The following is an 18098-nucleotide window of genomic DNA, read 5'->3' as shown; positions in this document are numbered from 1 at the left end:
CCCTCCCCGCACCCGCGGCCCAGCGCGTTTCCGACAGCGACGGAGAAGGCCCGGAGCGCGCGAAGGACATTACGAATTTGCATCCGCTTCGGTCGGCGCTGCGGCCGTCGCCGGCGGCCACGTTGGATCGACGGGGATCAACTCAATCTGCACCGGCCGAGGCTGCCGCTTCGTCGGCTTGACCGACGCCGCCACGTCGAGGGCCGCGGCCGCTTCGATAGTCAGCAGGGAGCCGTCGAACAAGGCGCCGGGACCGTCGAGACGCGGGAGGCGGATCAACTCGTGAAAGCTTCCAGGCCAGTCGGTGAACGTTCGCGGATTGAATTCAACTTCTCTGAATTTCCTCCGCGCGCAGCGCCACCGGAGGCCGGCGCCGGCAACGTGGAGATGGCCGGTGATGCCGTCACTGGAAGTGACGGCCGCCTGATCACCAACGATGCGGCCATCGTCGGCCACCACCCACAATTCAACGTCGCGCGACCTGATGTCTTTGCGAGGTTCGGCGCCGAAATCGCGGGCGACAATGTCAGCCTGCGGAACCGGCGTCTCGCCCTCCGGCAGTTCTGCATTCAGCGCCTTCGCGATCAGCGATTGTTTGGCGCACTCCCTCGCGAGGCTCAGCAGTTCGCCCACGATCCGAGGGCCGTCGACCTTGATACGGGCCGCAAGTTCGTCGGCGTCCTTTCGTGCATCAGCAACACGCTTCCGCGCGGCGGCGTCGGCTTCAGCCTTCCGTGCGGCCTCCGCTTCGGTTTCGTTCGTCTCAATCAGACCCGTCAAGCGATCGACTTCAAGCGCGGCCGCGCTGTTCTCGGCGCTCCATTTCGCGAAGGCGACACTGTCGACCTGTGCCGCGCGGCGATCGCATAGGCCGCGCTGGCCGCCATGCCGTTGATGACCGCGACGACTTCCTTGACCCGTGCCGCAGCGGCGACAGCGTCGCCAGCTTCGAAGGCGCCGACCGCTTCGCCGCCCGGGCTGTCCATGTCGAGAATGATCGACGAAACCGAAGCGTCACGCGCAGCTGCGGCAAGCTGAAACTTCAGCCCTTCGTAAGACGTCATCCCCGAATAAGCGCCGATCCAGCCGCCGCGGTTCACTAGCGATCCAAGGACCGGGATAACCGCGACGCCGTCGGCAGTCGTCCGGTACGGCTTGCGGCCAGCCGCCGGATTGTTCGGGTCGTTCGGTTCGAACTGCCCCACGAAGCGCGAAGCGTCCGGCGCCTGCTTCAGATATTCGGCTTCGATGTCGGCGAACGACGAAGCGTCGATCCCGATCCGGCCGTCCAGAACCGATGCGATCAGCGACAGCTTGTCCGGGTGGATCATAAGCGGCCGGTTCAGGACGCGGTCGGCAATGTGAGCGAGTTTTGTCATGCGCCAAGCAAGCCCGACAACGTCGAAGCGGACAAGGTGCCGCGCGTCTCAAACGTCCCGCCGGTTCGACTGCATGCAACCAAACGTCTCACGATCGAACCTCAAGGAATTTTAGAAACAGTGATCGGGAGACATGCCACCGGCCGCGCAAAAAGACGGCGAAACCGCCGGGAGCGTCCCAAGGGTTCGACTTGCACCATCGGGCGATGGTCTTCTTTGACCGCCGCGCCAACTCGGCCGCTTTCGCGGCGGGGATCAGGTCTGTCGGCGGGCTGCGAACCATTTCAGCGCCAGCCCCTGTTTCAAGATCAGCGGCGCGCGCGCTGATCGCGCGCAGCCGATCGGCAAGCGCCCCGGCCGCAGCGACAACAGCATCCAGATCGCGAATGATACCGGCGACGTCGTCGGTCATCAGATGCTCCCCCGCTTGTTGACCTCGTAGAGCAGCCGGCGGTCGCGCCGCCCTGCGATCTTCACCGCGCCGTCACGCTTTAGCCGAGCGATTGCCCGCCGTGTCGCCGATCGCTGCGACGCGTTCGCCCACCATCGCGCGCCCATCCGATCGTTCCGCGGCGTCCGCTGCCAATATGCGAGGTTCGCCAATTCGAGCGAGGTCATTGGGCCGTGTCGGCGTAAGGCGCGCGGGATCGCCGCGCGCAAGCCGAAACGCGCTGCAACTTCGATTGTGCCGCTAGGAAGACGAAAGCGGGCTGTTGCAGGCATTTTCAGGACCCCAACCCGCAAGGAAACCGGGAAAACGGCCGGCCCAAATATGGTGATAAATCGGGGCGCTTCGTGCCGCACCCATCCGCGCGCGTCATACGGTCCCTAGACGTTTTGATTTGGATGGTCCGCCGCTGCGAGGAGGGCCGCGCCTGTGCGCTGGCTGCGATAGACCGCGCCCCGAAGTGCCGTTGATCCGATCGCGCATCAGCGGCCTTCCTGTTGGCTTGGCGGACTATCAAGATCGACGGGCAGGTCATCGAAGCCTTCACCGACTACGTTCCAGTCGTCGTGATCGTCTGCGGGCGCGCTTATGGCGCGCGCCCGCAATGCACGGTCATCACGGTCATTTGCCCGACTGGGGTCGCAGGCGAACGCTCTCCACACGTCGCGCTCGACGTCGTCACGTATCAGAACAACGAGCGCGCTACCGAGCCGGCCGGTGAAGAAGATGTCACCGGCGGCAGATCGGCGTTGACGCAGGGTGAACAGTTCGATGCCGCCCGCGATCATGACCAGCCTCTCCGATCAACCAATCCCGGGTGATTGCCCGTCGCCGACGCGGCCGAAGCCGCGTCCGGCGCTAGCACGATCTGTTGCGACCTGATCCGGGCACCGTGCGCGCGGTCGGACTGTCCTCTGTCCAGTTGAAGGAATATCTTCGAATTATAAGAATTACTGCGGACGCGATCTTGATACGGTATCAAAAAGGCGTCGGCAGTCTGCTTTTTCAGGTTGCCGACGCGTTTTTGATACCGTGTTGATACCGTATCAAAATCCCGTCGGCAGTCTGTGGCGAAGGCGATATTCCGGATCATGCGCAAGGCCCCCGCCTGATTTCCATCGCCTCGGACATTTTCGATCCGGGCACCATGCGCGTTTGAAGCCGTCCTCCTTTGACGCCGTGTTTGATGGCCCGATGGACCGCCGGACGGAGGCTGCCGGTTTCTTTGTCCAAGGTGCCGAAAGCGATCGCCTTCGACCGTTCAAGTTGGCTGATAATCGCGCCTACGTTCCACCAACCGTCTTTCGGCAGAACGTTAAGGATGGCGTCGACGCGAAGCGCCGGCCTTGACGCCGTTGGCTTTGCTTCCAATCGTTCCTGAAGTCGCTTCTCCCGCTTCTGCGCGGCATCGTTTGCCTTACGCTTCGCTTTCATGTCCGCATCGGTCATCCCGGCGACACGAAAGGTCTTGATCCTCGCCTTGGCATGTTCGGCTTCGGTGACATTCAGATCGTTGCCAAGCGCTAAGGGTGTCCAGAACCGCGGCGATCTAAAACCGATTTCTATGGCCTCGGCCCGGTCCGCCGGCGGCATCCAAGGGCACCAAAGTTCTAAGAAATTGGAAGCGCGTAGACGGCCGGCGCGACCGGACAACGCACACGCATCGATATATCTGGCAGCGAAGCGCTTGCCGTCATCGTCCGGGGGAAGCGTTCGCCGGTGCCGTAAGACGGCGAGCCTATGAAGTTCGTCCGGCCGAAACTTCGCAGCTGCACTAGCAACGCGCTCTGGTCCACTCGGCGCGTGCGCCGGATCAGGCCGGCGCGCGTGAGCAGCGGTCTTCATCGGTCACCGCCGGGCAACAAGACCTGCCGCCAGATTTCGGCGCGAACCGAACTTTCGATCGACCGGACTTCTGCGTCGATCGCCGCTTGATCGACGCCCATTTCCTCAAGTGTGCGCCGGATGGCGCCGAGATTTCGGCGAACGTGCTGTTCGCCTTGTTCAGCGTCCCGCGTCAAAACGTATTCGACGTGGCGTTTGATGTAATCCGAGCCGCGGAAGCGGCCGGGCAGAAGCATAACCTTGGCTTTCGGATCGGCGATTTGAATGTGCAGTCGCTGTTGATCGTCGTTTCGAGAGGCCGGCGCCATTTCACGCCGGGCGTCGCGCACAACGCGCGACACCACTGATCTTTCTGTCACGCTACCCCCCATGCCTGGACGTCTTTAAACACGATCTGCCAAGCCGCCTTCGCAAAGGCGCGGCAGTGCAATTCGATTGCATCATCGGCGACGCCCAGACCGGCGAGCCGGCTCCATTCGATTTCAAGGTGGTCGATCAGGTATTCCTCTGCATCTTCGGCAGAGGGCTTCTTCCGCATTTCGGTCGCGATGAAGCTAACAATCCGGCGATGCCGGGCCGACGGAAAGGCGACGATCTGCGCGGAAGGAACGGCGTCGGAGTGCGTCATTGGTCACGGCCTTCAGCTGATTGGAGGCGGTTTGGTTGGCGGCGCGCCGAGGAAAGGAACGGAAACCCCAGCGCGCCGCCGGTGCGCCGCCGTACATCCGGGCGGCGCGTAGGCGCCGGCGGCTGTCGCGACCGCGCGGCGCAAAGGAAATCAAAGGGCGCCAGCTTCCTGAAGCTTCCGGCGGAACGCCGCTTTCGGCACGCGCAAGAGCTTGCCGAACCGCATGGTGGGTATCTCGCCCCGCTCGGCCGCGGCGTAGCTGGCATTTCGATTTAGCCCGAGCAGCGCGCCAGCCTCCGGAACGGTCATCGTAAGCGTGCTGTCGTCGTTTAGGTTGCCCTGCTCTTTTGACATTGCTGAAAGCCTTTTTTGTGATTTGCAAAATATAGTGGCATTTGGTCCTTGCAGGCAATTTCTATTTTGCATTTTACAAAAAAAAGGTATGGTCGGTCCTGTCATGAACAGTCTGCATAGTCTGATCCCGGCTCTAGCGCCTATATTCGGCCTCACCGAGAAGAGTTTGTACGAACGGCAAAAGGCGTTGGTTCGTATGGGCATGCTGCCGACGCCGCAGGGGCGCGGCCGCGGAAGCGGCGCCCCCGCGACCCCGGAAAACGTCGCACTGCTGGTGATCGCAGTGATGGCGACGGACCGACAGGCCGACGACGACCGCGTTCGTAAGCTGGCTCTCGCGCCCTTCATCGACGGCAAGAAGGATCGCTGTCCGTGGACAGGCGCAACTGTCTTCAAGGATGCATTAAGTCTCATTTTGTCCCCGGCGGCTCCCACCTCCAAGCCCGGGCGCGTCATCCACAACGCGGTACACGTCTCTCGCGCTGAGCCCGCTGCATCTATCTTTTTCTCGTGGCCTAAGCGCGGTCAGGGGTGGAGCGAATTCAAGCGATCATCCGATCGGGGCCGGGACGATCGACTTCTCGTCAGCGCTGAACTTCCCGACGGCGCCATACAAGAAATTCGTTTGCTTCTCAGCGATGGGGGATCATCATGAAGGGTTCGATCCGTGAACGCTCACCGGGCCATTGGGCGATCATCCTTGACCAGCGCGATCCGGCGACAGGCAAGCGGAAGCGGAAATGGCATTCCTACAAGGGCACAAAGCGACAGGCGCAAATCGAGTGCGCCCGTCTAATCTCTGAAATGAAGGGCGGCGCCTACGTCGAACCTTCCAAGCTTACCCTGTTGCAGTTCTTCGGGCGCTGGCTGAACCACATCAAGCCAAACGTCTCCCCCCGCACGCATGAACGGTACGGCGATCTGCTGAACAAAAACCTCACGCCGTTCCTCGGCGCGAAGTTGCTGTCGAAACTGCAACCGATCGAAATCAGCGAGGCTTACGCCAAGCTGCTGGAAAGCGGTCGCCGCGACGGCAAGGGCGGCTTGGCGCCGCGTACGGTGCATCACATTCATCGGGCGCTTTACGAAGCGCTGTCGCAAGCGGAGCGCTGGAAGCTGATCGCCCGCAACCCGGCCGCGCTGCTCGAAAAGCGGGACCGGCCAAAGATCGAACGGAAGCCGGTCGTCACGATCGACGCGCCGACCACGGCGACCGTTTTCGACGCCGCGCGCGAGCGGCGGCTATTCATCCCGTTGGTATTGGCAAGCCTGTGCGGACTGCGCCGGGGCGAGATTACCGCCCTGCGCTGGCGCGCGATCGATCTGGACAACGGCCAGCTGGCGGTCGTCGCCAGCACTGAGCAAACGGACGCCGGCGAAATCCGGGAGAAGGAAGCCAAGAACGGCAAGATCAGGACGATCGCCCTTCCCTCCCTTGCCGTGGAAGAATTGCGCCGCTGGCGGCTGACGCAGGCTCAGGAACTGCTGCGGCTTGGCGTCAGGGTTGATGATGGTTGGCACGTCGTAACGAAGGCCGACGGCGACCCCGTCCAGCCGCGGAGCCTGACGCACGTCATGTCGGCGTTCCTAAAGGAATGGGGCGTTACCCTGCACAAGCTGAGGCACAGCCACGCAAGCCACATGCTCGCCGCGAAGGTCCATCCCAAGATCGTTCAGGAACGGCTTGGCCATTCCTCGATTGCGATCACGATGGACATCTACAGCCACCTGATGCCGAACATGCAGGGCGAAGCCGCCACGGCGGTTGACGACGCCCTGCGCACGGCCATAAACAAGCGCGCGAAAGACGTTGGGTAGCAAAAGGGTAGCAACGGCGTCTTTTCAGAAATCGCGCATTACCCAATAAGATAGCGATTTCAATCGGTTGGAAGGGTGCGAGAGTGGTTTAATCGACCGGTCTTGAAAACCGGCGTGCCTGCAAGGGTACCGTGGGTTCGAATCCCACCCCTTCCGCCAAGACCATTGAAAGCATTAAGCTTTTTGCCGTTTTCAAGCCTGCGTACAATCAAACGCACAATCGTTTTGGACTTGCGTTTTGGACTTGCTTCGACGTGATGCTGTTCGTTGCTGGCGCCTTCTAGCTGGTCGCCGGGCTTGAGGAGTCGCGGGCCTGCGTCGGTGGCTCCGTCGAGTCGCTCTTTACAGATTGCTCGGCGCGGCACTAACTGCTCGGGCTCATGCAGCTATCAACAAGCCGGCCTGCGACAGATGGCGTGGCCAAGAATAACAACTTAACCTGGCCTCAAGGCGATAGTCATTCGACGACAGGGCTGGGGAGCCGTCGCGCAGAAATCGGCTCTGGCGACGGCGCATTATGGGTGACGTCATCCTGGCGCCGTTTTCCAGTATCGGCATGATCAATGCGTCCAACCTTCGATGGCTTGTGAAATGTGCCTTTGCGGCAGCATCGGCTTTGCTACTCTGTGCCGCCGCCAAGCCCTGGCTGCCGAGGGTGCAGGCGCCGCCAACAACCGTACGAGACGCTTCCCTTTTCGCACTCAATCGATACCTAAGTGAGCCGAACCCTGACGTTGTCCTGCTCGGAAGCTCTCTTACGGCGCGAATCAAAGAACAGTACTTTGCTACTTTGCGCGTAACGAACCTCGGGATCCTCGGCGGGTCTCCTCTAACAGGTTTGCGGATCATCCTGCTGACCCCGCAGAGCCCTCCCAAGACCATTCTTATCGAAACAAATTTGCTGTCCAACGTCGCGGACGAGACCCTTGTTGAAAATTTTGCAACCCAGGGACACGATTTCTTTTTTCGCCCAGTTCGGATGGCCCATGCCGCCTACGAAAACTGGAATCACGCCCCGGTCAATCGAGTCCGTTCAATGGCGGATGCTGACCGGGTCCTGAAAGAGGCGCCACAGGAATACGACAACCAAGTGTATCTCGATCGGCTCACTAAAGCATACGGCCAGGATGCGAGCGTCCTTTTGCAGAAGAACGTCGATCAGCTTGCCAAATTAGTGTCTTCCGCTCGAGGCCTGGGCGCGCGGGTGTTGCTGTTTGAGTTGCCTTACCCAGACCAGTTGGATCAAACGCGGGTTGCCCTGGATACGCGGCGCATCGCGTTGAGCCGTTTCGGCGATCCGCATGAATGGCTCCATCTAACGATCGCAAAAAGTGAGTTGCGATGGCCGGATGGAGCGCATTTTGATGAACGATCCGCAGTACTGGCGGCCAGGGCGATCGAGCAGGCTATCGGCGAGCCGTCAGAGGCCCCCACGTTGAGGAACATCCCAGCAAGGGTTCATCCATAAGAAGGCCCGCCAGGAACCGGCGGGGCCTCATTTCGCTGTTCGGTTCGTTCTAGGCTGCTCTTCCGATCCACGTCGGCCCGGCCACGTCCACGACCTGCTGAAGCCGATTTGATGGGGGCGTCGGCCGATCGCCAGGCGACAGGGACGACGGCGGCGACGAGATGCCGCGACGAAAAAACTTCTGCTCCGGCCTTTGCGTTCCCTCCCCGGTGTTCGGGCTGGCGAGATCTGCCAGCCCGAACTCTTCGTCGCTATGGGAACGTATCACTTGGCCGTGTTGGGCATGCAAGGGGGTACAGTCCAGGGAGCCGAGGCAAACGCGCCGACGTTTGGAGCCCGCACACAATCCGCGATGGTAAGGGTCTTGGTCGCGCGCCGTGCCGCGACATCGCTGCTGGCAGCCACGACCTGAGTTGTGAATAAGGCTGCCGCGATCAGAGCAGCCGACACGAAGGTCAATTTGGTCATTGGTTTTCTCCACATGGGTGACAGAAGCCAAAGGAAGCTCGACTCCCTAGGAGCAAGTGCGCGGAACCTCGGGAAATATTTCATCACGCACTTTCAACGAAGCGCGAGGGCGTCGCGGCCCATGTTGGCGCGCTGTGTCAGACACGTCTGTCGGATGGCTGCGGCGAGCGCCCGGGCAATGGGCAACTGCCAAGATACAAGACAAGATACGAGAAAAGATCAGCAAGGCTCGACGAGCCCGCCTGGCCTGTCATGGGATGAGGATGTGGCGTTCCAAAAAGGATCGTCCTGGCGCTGTTCCGTCAGTTGCCGGCCTTGATCTGCTCCAGCGCAACGTGCAGCAGCTCGCTCATCTTTGCGGCAACCTCGGCCTGCGAGATGCCCTTGGCCGCGAGGTCCTTGGAAACCGCGCGCAGGGTCTGCTCGCCGCTTTGATGCTCGAGCTCTGCTGTGACCAGCCCGTTGGCATAGGCGGCGGCCGCCTCGCCCGTCAGCCCAAGCAGCGCGGCCGCCCAGTTGCCGAGCAGCTTGTTGGATCGCGCCACCGCCTTGAAGCGTACTTCTTCGTCGTGAACGAATTGGGCTTCAAAAGCCTGCTCGCGCTTGTCGAAGGTCGTCATGGCGCCACGCTCCGCTGCTTCACACGTTTTGTCACGACGGACGCTTATCGCCTGCGGCGCACCGCTGTTGGCGGCGGTGGCGGAGGTCCGAGGTCACGATGCCAAATGGTGCCCCTGTCGAATTGAATAAGCATGGCGTCTGGCGAATAGACCGCTCCTTCGTCGCGGTTCTCGACCCAGATCCGGGTCGCCGGCGCATACCAGTCCGGCCACGCCCGCGACGGCATGCCTGCTTCATCCAGAACATTCAGGTTGGGGCCGTTCTGCGTGACATAGGCCAAGCCGCCGACCTGTCCGGACCGGCACATCTGAACGCATCGATAGACGCCCGTCAGATTAGCAGGCTGCGCCGATGCGACGGTTGGAAGGAGCGACACCAGCATACCACCGGCAAGCAATATCCTGTTCATGGCACACCACCTTTGCTGCTCACTACGTCGCATCAATCCATGGGTCGTCGCTGCCCTTGTTGATCCAGCTCAAGGCACGTCAGGCAGCGGTCGTCACCGTCAAATAGCGGTGCAGACTCCTGTAATGGTCGAGCATCGCGATTTCGCGATCGAGCTCCTGGCCGATCGGCACGGTCGGCAGATTTCGCTCCCGCTCCTCGATCTGGGCCTTCAGGCCGGCAACGTCGAACTCTCCGATGGCCGCGGCGGCTTCGGTCAGGATCGTGAGGTCTGATCGCGCAAACTCGGCCACACCTCCCATCACGACGAACTCCTCGTCGCGTGAGCTGGCAAAGACCTTCACGATGCCGGGACGCAGCATGGTCACGATCGGCGCATGTCCGGCGAGCACGCCCATATCGCCCTCGGCGCCGGGAAGGTCGACCTGGTCGGCCTGACCGGAAAAGACCAGCGCATCCGGACGCACCAGCGACACCTGGAAGGACGGCATCTAGAACTCTCTCCGATGGCGCCGATTGATCCCGATCATGATGACCGCGCTATCCCACAATCCAGCTTGATCCAGATCAATCGAACGGTTGCTGCGAATTCAAGCTACTTTCCGACGCGACGCGCCAAACAGGCGTTGCTGGCCCGGGATCAGGTGATCCCTATCCTAGAGGGGGATCATGACAGACATGTCGGATCTTCCGCAAATTCGCCGCGCGGAAGACGCGTCGGATCAACCCTTTACTTTGAAGAGCTTTGAAAGTACCTGACCGAAGCCATCAAGCGAGAAACCATCCGTCGCGCCGGCGCTGCAACGGCGGCGATCTCCGGCAGCGAGCCCACCCGTTCAGAGACTTCCCCCCGTGTCAAATCCTGCCCTGAGCATCCAAACCTATCTGCGCGCCAAGGACGAAAACCGGCCGCACCTGATGAAAGCCGCGTTCGCCGCTTCGGCGCGGCTCGAGGTGACGAGCAAGTCCGATGTGATTTCATTTCCGCCCGTCACCACGGGGCTCGAGGCGATCACCCAGGTGCTGGTCCGCGACTTCGGTCGGACCTATGAGAATGTGTACACCTTCTGCCTGTCGGACGAGCCGCAGCAGACGGCAGGGCGTTTCAAATGTCGCTGGATCGTGGGCATGTCGGACAAGGCGACGGGTTCGGTGCGGGTCGGCTGCGGCGACTATGACTGGTCGTTTCAGCGCGCGCAGCCGGCGCTCGCCGAGGCGCTTGTGATCTCGATCGCGACGATGAAAGCGCTGCCGCCCGAGACCCTGGCGCCGGTGATGGCCTGGCTTTCCGGATTGCCCTACCCCTGGTGTCCGGCGGCGGTCGCGCTCGAGACGATGCCTGGGTTGGCCGAACTTGCCGAGATCAGGGCGTTCGTCAAGCAAGCAGCCTGACCCGCCCCCCTGGTCGCGACGGCCAGGGCGCCGTCACACTTCGTTCAAGAAGTTCGTGCTAAGCTTGCGCATCGATCGTCGCGGCCGGATGTACGCCCCGGCGATCGCGGGCCCCGGCTTCAGCGCCGGGGTTTTTCGTTTAGTGGGCCGGCCTCGCGCAGAAATGACACGAGGCCCGGAGCAGCTAGTGCTCGCGGACCTCGTGATTTCCCCTCCCCCGTCGGCGCGAACAGACAGGGGATACCGCAAGCAATAGGGGAACTTTGCCAAAAATCCTACTCCGTAGGAATGCGGACGGGTGGATGCCGGCGTTCCCGCGACAAGCCATTGCGCTGGACCCGTGATGCCAATTCAAAAGCCGCAAGCGTGGCCGCTAGCGCGGCCGGTTGAGCTTGCCGAGCTTCTTGCCAAAGAAGTCGATCGCCATCAGCAGCGCCATGAAGAGCGCCGCTGCCATCGCGACCTTGCGAATCTGCTCGACGGAAAAGCCGAAGTCGACATCGGCGACATAGTCGAGCAGCATCGCTGCATAGGCCGCGACCACGATGGCCATGATGAGCGTGACGAGGTCTATCCTGTTATTCATGGCGGCGGTCCTTGTTGGTTCGTCCGCGGTATAGCCCCGTCCGTCGATCAGCCGCTGTGACCTGGTTCACAATCGAGACGCGCGCGAGTACGTCGCGCCGCCGTCGCAGTAATTCACAGCTTATTCGGCGCGATGCTGCGTGGTTCACCTCGTCGCTATTGCCTGCGCGCTGGCGTTGCGAAACACTCTTCCATGGGAACGAACGCGTGCGCGGGGGCGTCACATGCGTAAGGACGAGGCGGGATACGATTATCATCGCTATCACCAGTTGCTGGCTGAAGCGGTCGACGAAGGCAAGCGGCTCGCCTTGATCAAGGTCCTGATCGAGGAACGTGCGCGGGACCGGCTCGCCGCCCAGCGTGCATCCGACCGCGCCGCGATGACGGCCTCGACAATCGCCAAGGTGCTGAGCCGGGCGGCAGCCATCGATCCGCTGCGGCGCTGATTCGCGCCGCTGTTTGCCGGAACCTGGCAGCGCGACCCGCGCTGCTGCGGGCTTCGCCGGCGTCTGTGACACCTTCCGTTCGCCGCAACGGCCGGCCGCGCCCCACCGGGCGGCCGGCATTCTTGTCGCCCGCTGGTCGCGAGGCCGTTGGCGACGACGTTGCCAGCCGTTCGGTTTCGCGCTAGCGAACCCTTGTTGCATTGCGCGATCGATTTTGGAGCCGGACGTTGACCCGCCGCCACCTCCCCGCCGCCGCTTTGCTGATTGCCTGCCTCGCGGCATGGCTGCCGGACGCGCTGATCGGCCGGGCCAACGCACAAGGCCCGACCGCGGTGCTGGTGGCCAAGCCGGTGTCGCTGCCGGACATGGTGCTGGGTTCTGCAAAGGCACACGTCACCATCGTCGAGTATTCCTCGCTGACCTGCCCGCATTGTGCGGCCTTCGAGCAGAACGTGTTCCCGATGTTGCGCTCGAAATACATCGACACCGGCAAGGTGCGCTTCGTCTCGCGCGAGTTCCCGCTGGATATCAAGGCCGCATCGGCCTCGATGCTGACCCGCTGCGTGGCCGGCGGCGATCCGCAAAAATACTTCGACGTGCTCGATCGCCTGTTCAAGCGGCAGGAAGCCCTGCTCGACCACACGCTCGAGACGCTGAACGAGGTCGGCAAGCAGTTTGGCATGGATGAGGCGGCTGTCGCGGCCTGCGAGAAGGATCAGGCGCAGCTCGACAAGCTCTCCGCCGACCAGAAATTCGCCTTCGAGCAGTTGAAGGTCGACGCCACGCCTTATTTCTTCATCAACGGCGAACGGGTTCGCGGCGCGATGTCCTTTGAAGAGTTCGAGGCGAAGCTCAGGCCGCTGCTGAAGCGATAGGCGCGCCGCGCCCTACTCATTGCCATCAAGGAAGGCGACGCCGATCCGGTTCTTCTGGATCCAGGCGATCCGGCAGTCATGGACGGTCTTCGCGCCGTCCGTCATGACCAGGCGAAAGCGCTGGGGAACAAAGGCCGGATTGTCGACGTCGATGGCTGCGCCCTCGGGCGAAATGTTGCGCACCATGCAGCTCATGACTGAGCCGCCGGCCGACACAAGGCCGGGCTGATCGATCTCGGAGCGCGGATGCTTGCGCCGTTCTTCCATGGCTTTCTGCCTCGATGACGTGCCGAGAGTAGCGGCAAACCGTAAACACCGCCTTGCAAGGCAAAAATACCCCGGGGGCGCGGTCGCCGGCCGCCTGGGTAGCCATCCCTTGCCGACCCGCGCGGCCGCGGTGCGAACAAGGTTTGGGCAGCTTGGTCGGAGCGCGCCTGCCCTGCGCCGCGGCGGGCTTGCCGTCTCCGTGAGCCTCAGGGTAGCCTTTCTCGAGAGGCCGTGCGATGGCGCGACGCCCGACCCGAAGTACGAACATGCGCCAAGGGGAGACGCCATGTTCGAGATTCTCGATCGCCGGACGAGTCTGACCGCCAACCAGATCAAGATCCTCGCCGCCGCCATCATCGGCGACGCACTTGAGTTCTTCGATTACTTCCTGATCGGCTTCGTGCTCGCGTTCCTGATCGGGCCATGGAAGCTGACCTTCGGCCAGTCGGCCATCGTCCTGATGAGCTCCGGCATCGGTGCGATCATCGGTGCCTATGCCTGGGGATGGCTCGCCGACCGGATCGGGCGCCGCGTCGTCTTCATCGGCACCGTCCTCAATTTCTCGATCGCGACGGGCCTGCTCTATTTCACCCCCGAGAACGGCTGGATCTACCTGGCGGTGCTGCGCTTCTTCGTCGGCACCGGCGTCGGCGGCCTGTATTGCGTGGACCTGCCGCTGGTGCAGGAGTTCATGCCCTCGTCCAAGCGCGGCTGGGTCGGCGGGCTCGTGACCTGCGTCATCCCGCTCGGCGTCGGCATCGGCGCGGTGCTTGGCGCGATGATCGGAACCGGACAATGGCGGCTGTTGTTCGCGATCGGCGTGCTGCCGGCGCTTCTGGTGCTCCTGGTCCGCCTCTGGGTTCCGGAATCGCCGCGCTGGCTGTGCCGGCAGGGGCGCTACGAGGAGGCGCGCAAATCGCTCGCCTGGGCGCTCCAGGTCGAGCCATCGTCGCTGCCGATGCCGACCGCGGCCGACGCCGGCCCGATCATCAAGACCAACTGGTTCGATCTGTTCAAATATCCGCGCAGCCTCGTGGTGTCGTGGCTCGGCAATGCCGGCGCGCAGACCGGCGTCTACGGCCTCACGCTCTGGGCGCCTTCGCTGTTCGTCCTGCTTCTGAAGGTGACGCCGCAGGAAGCGGCCAGGATGATGATCCTGCTCACCCTGTTCGGCTTTGTCGGACGGCTCTCCTTCTCCTACTTTTCCGAGCTGATGGGACGACGCAACGCCGGCGGCCTGCTTGGGCTCGGCGCTGGAATTTTGACCATCGTCGCCGGCTACAACTATGACGTCATGTGGGCGGGGTGGTCGGCGTTCTGGCTGATCCTGGCAGTGGCGTTCTTCTTCGCCGATGGCGGCTTTGCGATCGTTGGCCCCTACGCCGCGGAAATCTGGCCGTCACATCTGCGCACCTCGGGGATGGGCTCGGCCTACGGCTTTGGCGGCATCGGCAAGATCATCGGCCCGGTCGGGCTCGCGCTGATCGTCGGCTCCGACAACTACCTCAAGCCCGACGTGCCCCTGACCCAAATCCCGATGGCCTTCGTCTATCTCGGCTGCTGGTTCCTGATGGCCGGCATCGTCTATTACTTCTTCGGCATCGAGACCCGGGGCAAGTCGATCGAGGATATCGACCGTGAGCTCACCAGCGCCGCCGAAGTCGTGACGACGGCACGGGTTCGCCAGGCGTGAGGCGCGAAAGACCCATAATCAAGGCGCGCCGCGCGGCGCGCAAATCGGCCTAATCAAGGAGAACAACCATGCCTCTCGGCGGACTGCAGCACTACACGATCGAGCCCCACGATCTCGAGCGTACCAAGAACTTCTATGTCGACGTGCTCGGGCTTGCGATCGGCGACCGCCCGCCGCTCGATTTCCCGGGATACTGGCTTTATTCCGGCGGCCAGGCCACCGTGCACCTGATGGGGCCGCGCAAGCCCCGCGACGGCATCGTCGTGCGCGGCACCGAGAAGAAATTCGAGGACACCGGACGGCTCGACCACATCGCCTTCGCCGCCACCGATGTCGAAGATGTCCGGCGGCGTCTGCAATCAAAGAATGTCAAGTTCCGCGAGCAGATCGTGCCGCGCACCGGAGACACCCAGATCTTCCTTTACGATCCCGATGGCGTCGGCGTGGAACTGAATTTCCCGAAGGCTTGAAGCCGCAAATTTCCTGATCGCTGAGCAAGCCCGGCCGGGATAACCGGCCGGGCTTGTCGTTTCTGCTGCCTTCGAAAGCCCGCCTTGAACACCGCGAGTTCCTGACAAGGCCGCGACTACGCCATCAGTCGGGCGTCAGTCGGCCAGCTTTTCTTCAACATTGCGTGACGAATTGAAGCGCCGCGCCGCTGCGGCAGGATAGCCGGGTGCCCGTGCCTTCAACCTACCCCAGGGCGCGTCTGCCCGGCTATTCGCCGCCGGCGCTCCTTCTTTTGTCCACGCGTCAGTCGAGCCCGCGCTCGTGGCTCAGGCGCACCATCTCCTCGATGAAGGTCTGCTTCTGCTTGTCGTCGAGGCTCGCATAGAGCGGGTCGGCGGCGTCGGCGACGGCGCGCTGATCCGCGGCGCGGTCGACCAGGAACTGGGCTTCGTTGCGCATCTGCTCGACGATGTCGTCCGGGGGATCGCGCTTGGCGCGGGCAATGCGCAGATTGAGCCGGTCGGCGCCATTGTGGCCGAGATCGTGCATCGCCCGCGAGAAGCCCGCCCAGTTCTTTTCCTGCTCCGGCGTGAGCTTCAGCTCGGTCTTGATCCGTTCGACATAGGCGTCGCTGTTGGCGACGATCTGCTCGGCGGTCAGCACCGGCGCGCCATCCTGGGTCAGCACGGTCGGCTGCTTGGCGGCGGTCTTGGTTGCCTTGCCGGGGCCCGGCTTGCCTGCCTTGGCCGTGTCCTTTGCGCCCTCCGGCTTGGCGTTGTCCTTGCGGGCTTCGCCGGCCGGGGCCGGCTGCGGCTGGCCGCCCTTGCCAGTGAACACGCCGGTGACGCCGGTGACGACGCCGACCATGCCGCCGATGGCGCCACCCAGAACACCGCCCACCGGCCCTGCCGCCCTGTTGCCTTCGCGGGCGCCGCGCTCCACGCCTTGCACCACTTGCGCATTCGCAGGCCACGGCGCGGCAAGAAGCGTCATGACGACGGCACCGAGCGCGAAGCGCAGGCGCGCACGCGCTGTCGATGTCGGGCTGCTCATATTTTCATCTCCATGATCGATTGGACGTTGGATTGGAGGGCGGCAGTACCCTGCCGATTCCCGATTTTATCGTTGCAGCAGCGGCCAAGTCCACCATGGTCGCATCGGGAATGATGAGGAAAGGCGAGCGACGCAAAGCGCTTAGGTCGTGACGACCGTGCCGCCATATCGTCGTGCAGGCAAGCGAGGCAACCGGCGCGATGCCTGGGGCGTGTGCGGCGCAATATCGGAAAGCGCAGCCGCATGCCGCTTGCCCGCGCACCGGCGACGTGCGCACGGAGCATACACAACGTTAGTTCTAGACCGCGCTGTCACCTGATTTCTCGACAGAAGCCGGCAATTCTGCTCTGATCTTGAAAAGACTTCTCCGCGGGCTTGCACGAAGAAGCCCAGCGTGCCGCGCAAAGGCCCAGGCGGAGCACAAGCAAAAACAACAAAAATATCGCGCTTAAAATGGAGGGAACGCCAATGTCATCGGGAAGACTTACTCGTCGACAATTCGTGGCCGCCACTGCGCTATCGTCGGCCGCGCTGATTGCCGCACCTTACGTTCGATCCGCTCGCGCTGCCGGCAAATTGTCGATGGGATTCTGGGATCACTGGGTTCCCGGCGCCAACAAGGCTTCTACCGATCTCGTCAATGAATGGGCCGAGAAGGAGAAGGTCGAGGTCCAGATCGACTACATCACGAGCCAGGGCAACAAGAATCTCGTGACCATAGCGGCCGAGGCGCAGGCCAAATCCGGTCACGACATCTTCGCGATGCCGACCTGGTGGGCGCACGCCAATTCCGAGCAGCTTGAACCCGTCAACGACATCATGGGCCCGATCGTCGCCGAGAACGGCGAGGTCAACGGCACCGTCAAATATCTCGGCCAGCTCGACGGCAAGTGGCTTGGCGTTCCCGCCTGCGTCGGCAGCCAGATCAAGGGCCCCTGCTCGCGCATCGACCTCATGAAGAAATACGCTGGCATCGACGTCCAGGAGATGTATCCGGCAGGCTCGCCGCCCAAGGCCGACAACTGGACGATGGACACCTTCCTCAAGGCTGCGGAAGCTTGCCACAAGGGCGGCTTCCCCTTTGGTATTGGACTTGGCGAGACCAGCGACAGCGTCGACACCGCCGGCGCGGTGTTCCAGTCGTTCGGCGCCCAGCTCGTCGACGCCAAGGGCAATCTCACCGTCAAGACCGACGCGGTGCGCCAGGCGCTGGAATTCTACAAGAAGCTGATCGCCTTCCTGCCGCCCGATGTCGCGGCCTGGGACGACGCCTCCAACAACAAATGGCTGGTCGCCGGCAAGGGCGCCATGATCATGAACCCGCCGAGTGCCTGGGCGGTCGCCAAGCGCGATGCGCCGCAGGTCGCCGAGCAGTGCTGGACTCATGGCTTCCCGGCTGGCCCGAAAGGCCGCTTCGCGCCGTTCCTGCCTTACTTCTGGACGGTGTGGAACTTCTCGAAGAACAAGGAGGCGGCCAAGAGCCTGCTCGTCCATCTGTCGAAGCCAGCCTCGATCGAGAAGATGGTGGTCGCGAGCGGCGGCTACGACCTGCCGGCCTTCGAGAAACTCACGACCTTGAAGATCTGGCAGGAGGAAGGGCCGCCGAAGGGCACGCTCTTCCACTATCCTAACCCCTATAACCACCAGACGCTGTCGATCGCCGCATCGCCGGCGCCGCCCAAGGTCGCGCAGCAGATCTATGCACAGGCGACACTGACCAAGATGTGCCTGCGCTATTACCAGGGCGAAGCGATGGAAAAGACGCTCGCCTGGGCCGAAGGCGAGTGCGAAGGCTTCATGCGAAGCTGACGGCTGCCGCGATTGGCGCCGCGGCGGCTTGAGCCGCCCGGCGCGTCCAGTGTGGCGGTTCAGAAGTCCGCATCATTGCCGCGAGTTCGTC

General features: G+C 62.7%; 25 protein-coding genes and 1 tRNA gene. 10 read left to right on the top strand and 16 right to left on the bottom strand.

The features are described from left to right. Positions 1-69: 69 nt before the first annotated feature. The 9 genes from QOU61_RS19015 to QOU61_RS18975 all read right to left on the bottom strand — a co-directional run bounded on the left by QOU61_RS19015 (position 70) and on the right by QOU61_RS18975 (position 4759). Positions 70-780, bottom strand: a complete 711-nt coding sequence (locus QOU61_RS19015; RefSeq protein WP_289652741.1) for a hypothetical protein — start codon at positions 778-780, stop codon at positions 70-72. Beyond that, positions 777-1379 (bottom strand): Clp protease/crotonase-like domain-containing protein, encoded by a 603-nt coding sequence (locus tag QOU61_RS19010; RefSeq protein WP_289652740.1) that lies wholly within the window; start codon positions 1377-1379, stop codon positions 777-779. Before QOU61_RS19010 ends, QOU61_RS19015 begins: the two co-directional genes overlap by 4 nt. 88 nt (positions 1380-1467) lie before the next feature. Continuing rightward, a complete protein-coding gene (locus tag QOU61_RS19005; RefSeq protein WP_289652739.1) occupies positions 1468-1791 on the bottom strand; it encodes a hypothetical protein in 324 nt (107 codons plus the stop codon). After that, positions 1791-1997, bottom strand: a complete 207-nt coding sequence (locus QOU61_RS19000; RefSeq protein ID WP_289652738.1) for a hypothetical protein — start codon at positions 1995-1997, stop codon at positions 1791-1793. Before QOU61_RS19000 ends, QOU61_RS19005 begins: the two co-directional genes overlap by 1 nt. Before the next feature lie 312 nt (positions 1998-2309). Beyond that, the gene (locus QOU61_RS18995; RefSeq protein ID WP_289652737.1) at positions 2310-2615 is read right to left on the bottom strand and encodes a hypothetical protein; all 306 of its coding nucleotides are present in this window, start codon (positions 2613-2615) and stop codon (positions 2310-2312) included. A 301-nt stretch (positions 2616-2916) separates the two neighbouring features. Then, positions 2917-3420, bottom strand: coding sequence for a hypothetical protein (locus tag QOU61_RS18990; RefSeq protein ID WP_289652736.1), 504 nt, complete (start codon positions 3418-3420; stop codon positions 2917-2919). 248 nt (positions 3421-3668) lie between these two features. After that, a complete protein-coding gene (locus QOU61_RS18985; RefSeq protein ID WP_289652735.1) occupies positions 3669-4031 on the bottom strand; it encodes a DUF6074 family protein in 363 nt (120 codons plus the stop codon). Then, a complete protein-coding gene (locus QOU61_RS18980) occupies positions 4028-4300 on the bottom strand; it encodes a DUF6074 family protein (protein ID WP_289652734.1) in 273 nt (90 codons plus the stop codon). Before QOU61_RS18980 ends, QOU61_RS18985 begins: the two co-directional genes overlap by 4 nt. Before the next feature lie 150 nt (positions 4301-4450). Next, positions 4451-4759, bottom strand: a complete 309-nt coding sequence (locus QOU61_RS18975) for a helix-turn-helix domain-containing protein (RefSeq protein ID WP_289652733.1) — start codon at positions 4757-4759, stop codon at positions 4451-4453. On the opposite strand from QOU61_RS18975, the gene QOU61_RS18970 reads away from it, so the two are divergent. From QOU61_RS18970 to QOU61_RS18955, 4 genes are all read left to right on the top strand, one after another. Beyond that, positions 4758-5309, top strand: a complete 552-nt coding sequence (locus QOU61_RS18970) for a hypothetical protein (RefSeq protein ID WP_289652732.1) — start codon at positions 4758-4760, stop codon at positions 5307-5309. The genes QOU61_RS18975 and QOU61_RS18970 overlap by 2 nt on opposite strands. Next, positions 5306-6472 (top strand): tyrosine-type recombinase/integrase, encoded by a 1167-nt coding sequence (locus tag QOU61_RS18965; protein WP_289652731.1) that lies wholly within the window; start codon positions 5306-5308, stop codon positions 6470-6472. Before QOU61_RS18970 ends, QOU61_RS18965 begins: the two co-directional genes overlap by 4 nt. A 69-nt stretch (positions 6473-6541) precedes the next feature. After that, a tRNA-Ser gene (locus tag QOU61_RS18960) sits at positions 6542-6631 on the top strand. Between the two features lie 358 nt (positions 6632-6989). Beyond that, positions 6990-7940, top strand: coding sequence for a hypothetical protein (locus QOU61_RS18955; protein ID WP_289652730.1), 951 nt, complete (start codon positions 6990-6992; stop codon positions 7938-7940). Between the two features lie 264 nt (positions 7941-8204). Here QOU61_RS18955 and QOU61_RS18950 read toward each other — a convergent pair whose 3' ends face one another. The 4 genes from QOU61_RS18950 to QOU61_RS18935 form a co-directional block, all read right to left on the bottom strand. After that, positions 8205-8408, bottom strand: coding sequence for a hypothetical protein (locus QOU61_RS18950; RefSeq protein ID WP_289652729.1), 204 nt, complete (start codon positions 8406-8408; stop codon positions 8205-8207). 302 nt (positions 8409-8710) lie between these two features. Beyond that, complete coding sequence (locus QOU61_RS18945; RefSeq protein WP_289652728.1) at positions 8711-9028, bottom strand: DUF1476 domain-containing protein; 318 nt, start codon at positions 9026-9028, stop codon at positions 8711-8713. Positions 9029-9072: 44 nt separating this feature from the next. Beyond that, the gene (locus QOU61_RS18940) at positions 9073-9438 is read right to left on the bottom strand and encodes a hypothetical protein (protein ID WP_289652727.1); all 366 of its coding nucleotides are present in this window, start codon (positions 9436-9438) and stop codon (positions 9073-9075) included. A gap of 79 nt (positions 9439-9517) precedes the next feature. Continuing rightward, entirely contained in the window at positions 9518-9928 is a 411-nt protein-coding gene (locus QOU61_RS18935) for a F0F1 ATP synthase subunit epsilon (protein ID WP_289652726.1), read from the bottom strand. A 361-nt stretch (positions 9929-10289) separates the two neighbouring features. On the opposite strand from QOU61_RS18935, the gene QOU61_RS18930 reads away from it, so the two are divergent. After that, complete coding sequence (locus tag QOU61_RS18930) at positions 10290-10829, top strand: hypothetical protein (RefSeq protein ID WP_289652725.1); 540 nt, start codon at positions 10290-10292, stop codon at positions 10827-10829. Between the two features lie 373 nt (positions 10830-11202). Here the strand turns inward: QOU61_RS18930 and QOU61_RS18925 are convergent, their stop codons facing one another. Then, entirely contained in the window at positions 11203-11415 is a 213-nt protein-coding gene (locus QOU61_RS18925; RefSeq protein WP_289652724.1) for a hypothetical protein, read from the bottom strand. Positions 11416-11638: 223 nt separating this feature from the next. Here QOU61_RS18925 and QOU61_RS18920 point away from each other — a divergent pair, with 223 nt between their 5' ends. Then, a complete protein-coding gene (locus tag QOU61_RS18920) occupies positions 11639-11860 on the top strand; it encodes a hypothetical protein (RefSeq protein WP_289652723.1) in 222 nt (73 codons plus the stop codon). 227 nt (positions 11861-12087) lie between these two features. Continuing rightward, entirely contained in the window at positions 12088-12735 is a 648-nt protein-coding gene (locus tag QOU61_RS18915; RefSeq protein ID WP_289652722.1) for a DsbA family protein, read from the top strand. A 12-nt stretch (positions 12736-12747) separates the two neighbouring features. On the opposite strand, the gene QOU61_RS18910 is transcribed toward QOU61_RS18915, so the two are convergent. Next, positions 12748-13002: a PilZ domain-containing protein gene (locus tag QOU61_RS18910; RefSeq protein WP_289652721.1), complete on the bottom strand. Its 255-nt coding sequence runs from the start codon at positions 13000-13002 to the stop codon at positions 12748-12750. 286 nt (positions 13003-13288) lie between these two features. Here QOU61_RS18910 and QOU61_RS18905 point away from each other — a divergent pair, with 286 nt between their 5' ends. After that, complete coding sequence (locus QOU61_RS18905) at positions 13289-14695, top strand: MFS transporter (protein WP_289652720.1); 1407 nt, start codon at positions 13289-13291, stop codon at positions 14693-14695. 68 nt (positions 14696-14763) lie between these two features. Further along, positions 14764-15165, top strand: coding sequence for a VOC family protein (locus QOU61_RS18900; protein ID WP_289652719.1), 402 nt, complete (start codon positions 14764-14766; stop codon positions 15163-15165). A gap of 283 nt (positions 15166-15448) precedes the next feature. Here QOU61_RS18900 and QOU61_RS18895 read toward each other — a convergent pair whose 3' ends face one another. Then, positions 15449-16198, bottom strand: coding sequence for a Spy/CpxP family protein refolding chaperone (locus QOU61_RS18895; RefSeq protein ID WP_289652718.1), 750 nt, complete (start codon positions 16196-16198; stop codon positions 15449-15451). Between the two features lie 468 nt (positions 16199-16666). Here QOU61_RS18895 and QOU61_RS18890 point away from each other — a divergent pair, with 468 nt between their 5' ends. Next, positions 16667-18007, top strand: a complete 1341-nt coding sequence (locus QOU61_RS18890) for an ABC transporter substrate-binding protein (RefSeq protein WP_289652717.1) — start codon at positions 16667-16669, stop codon at positions 18005-18007. Positions 18008-18098 lie beyond the last annotated feature (91 nt).

This window comes from Bradyrhizobium sp. NP1, from assembly GCF_030378205.1.
In the GTDB taxonomy this organism is placed as follows: Bacteria; Pseudomonadota; Alphaproteobacteria; order Rhizobiales; family Xanthobacteraceae; genus Bradyrhizobium.
This window is presented reverse-complemented; position numbering and strand designations above follow the sequence as displayed.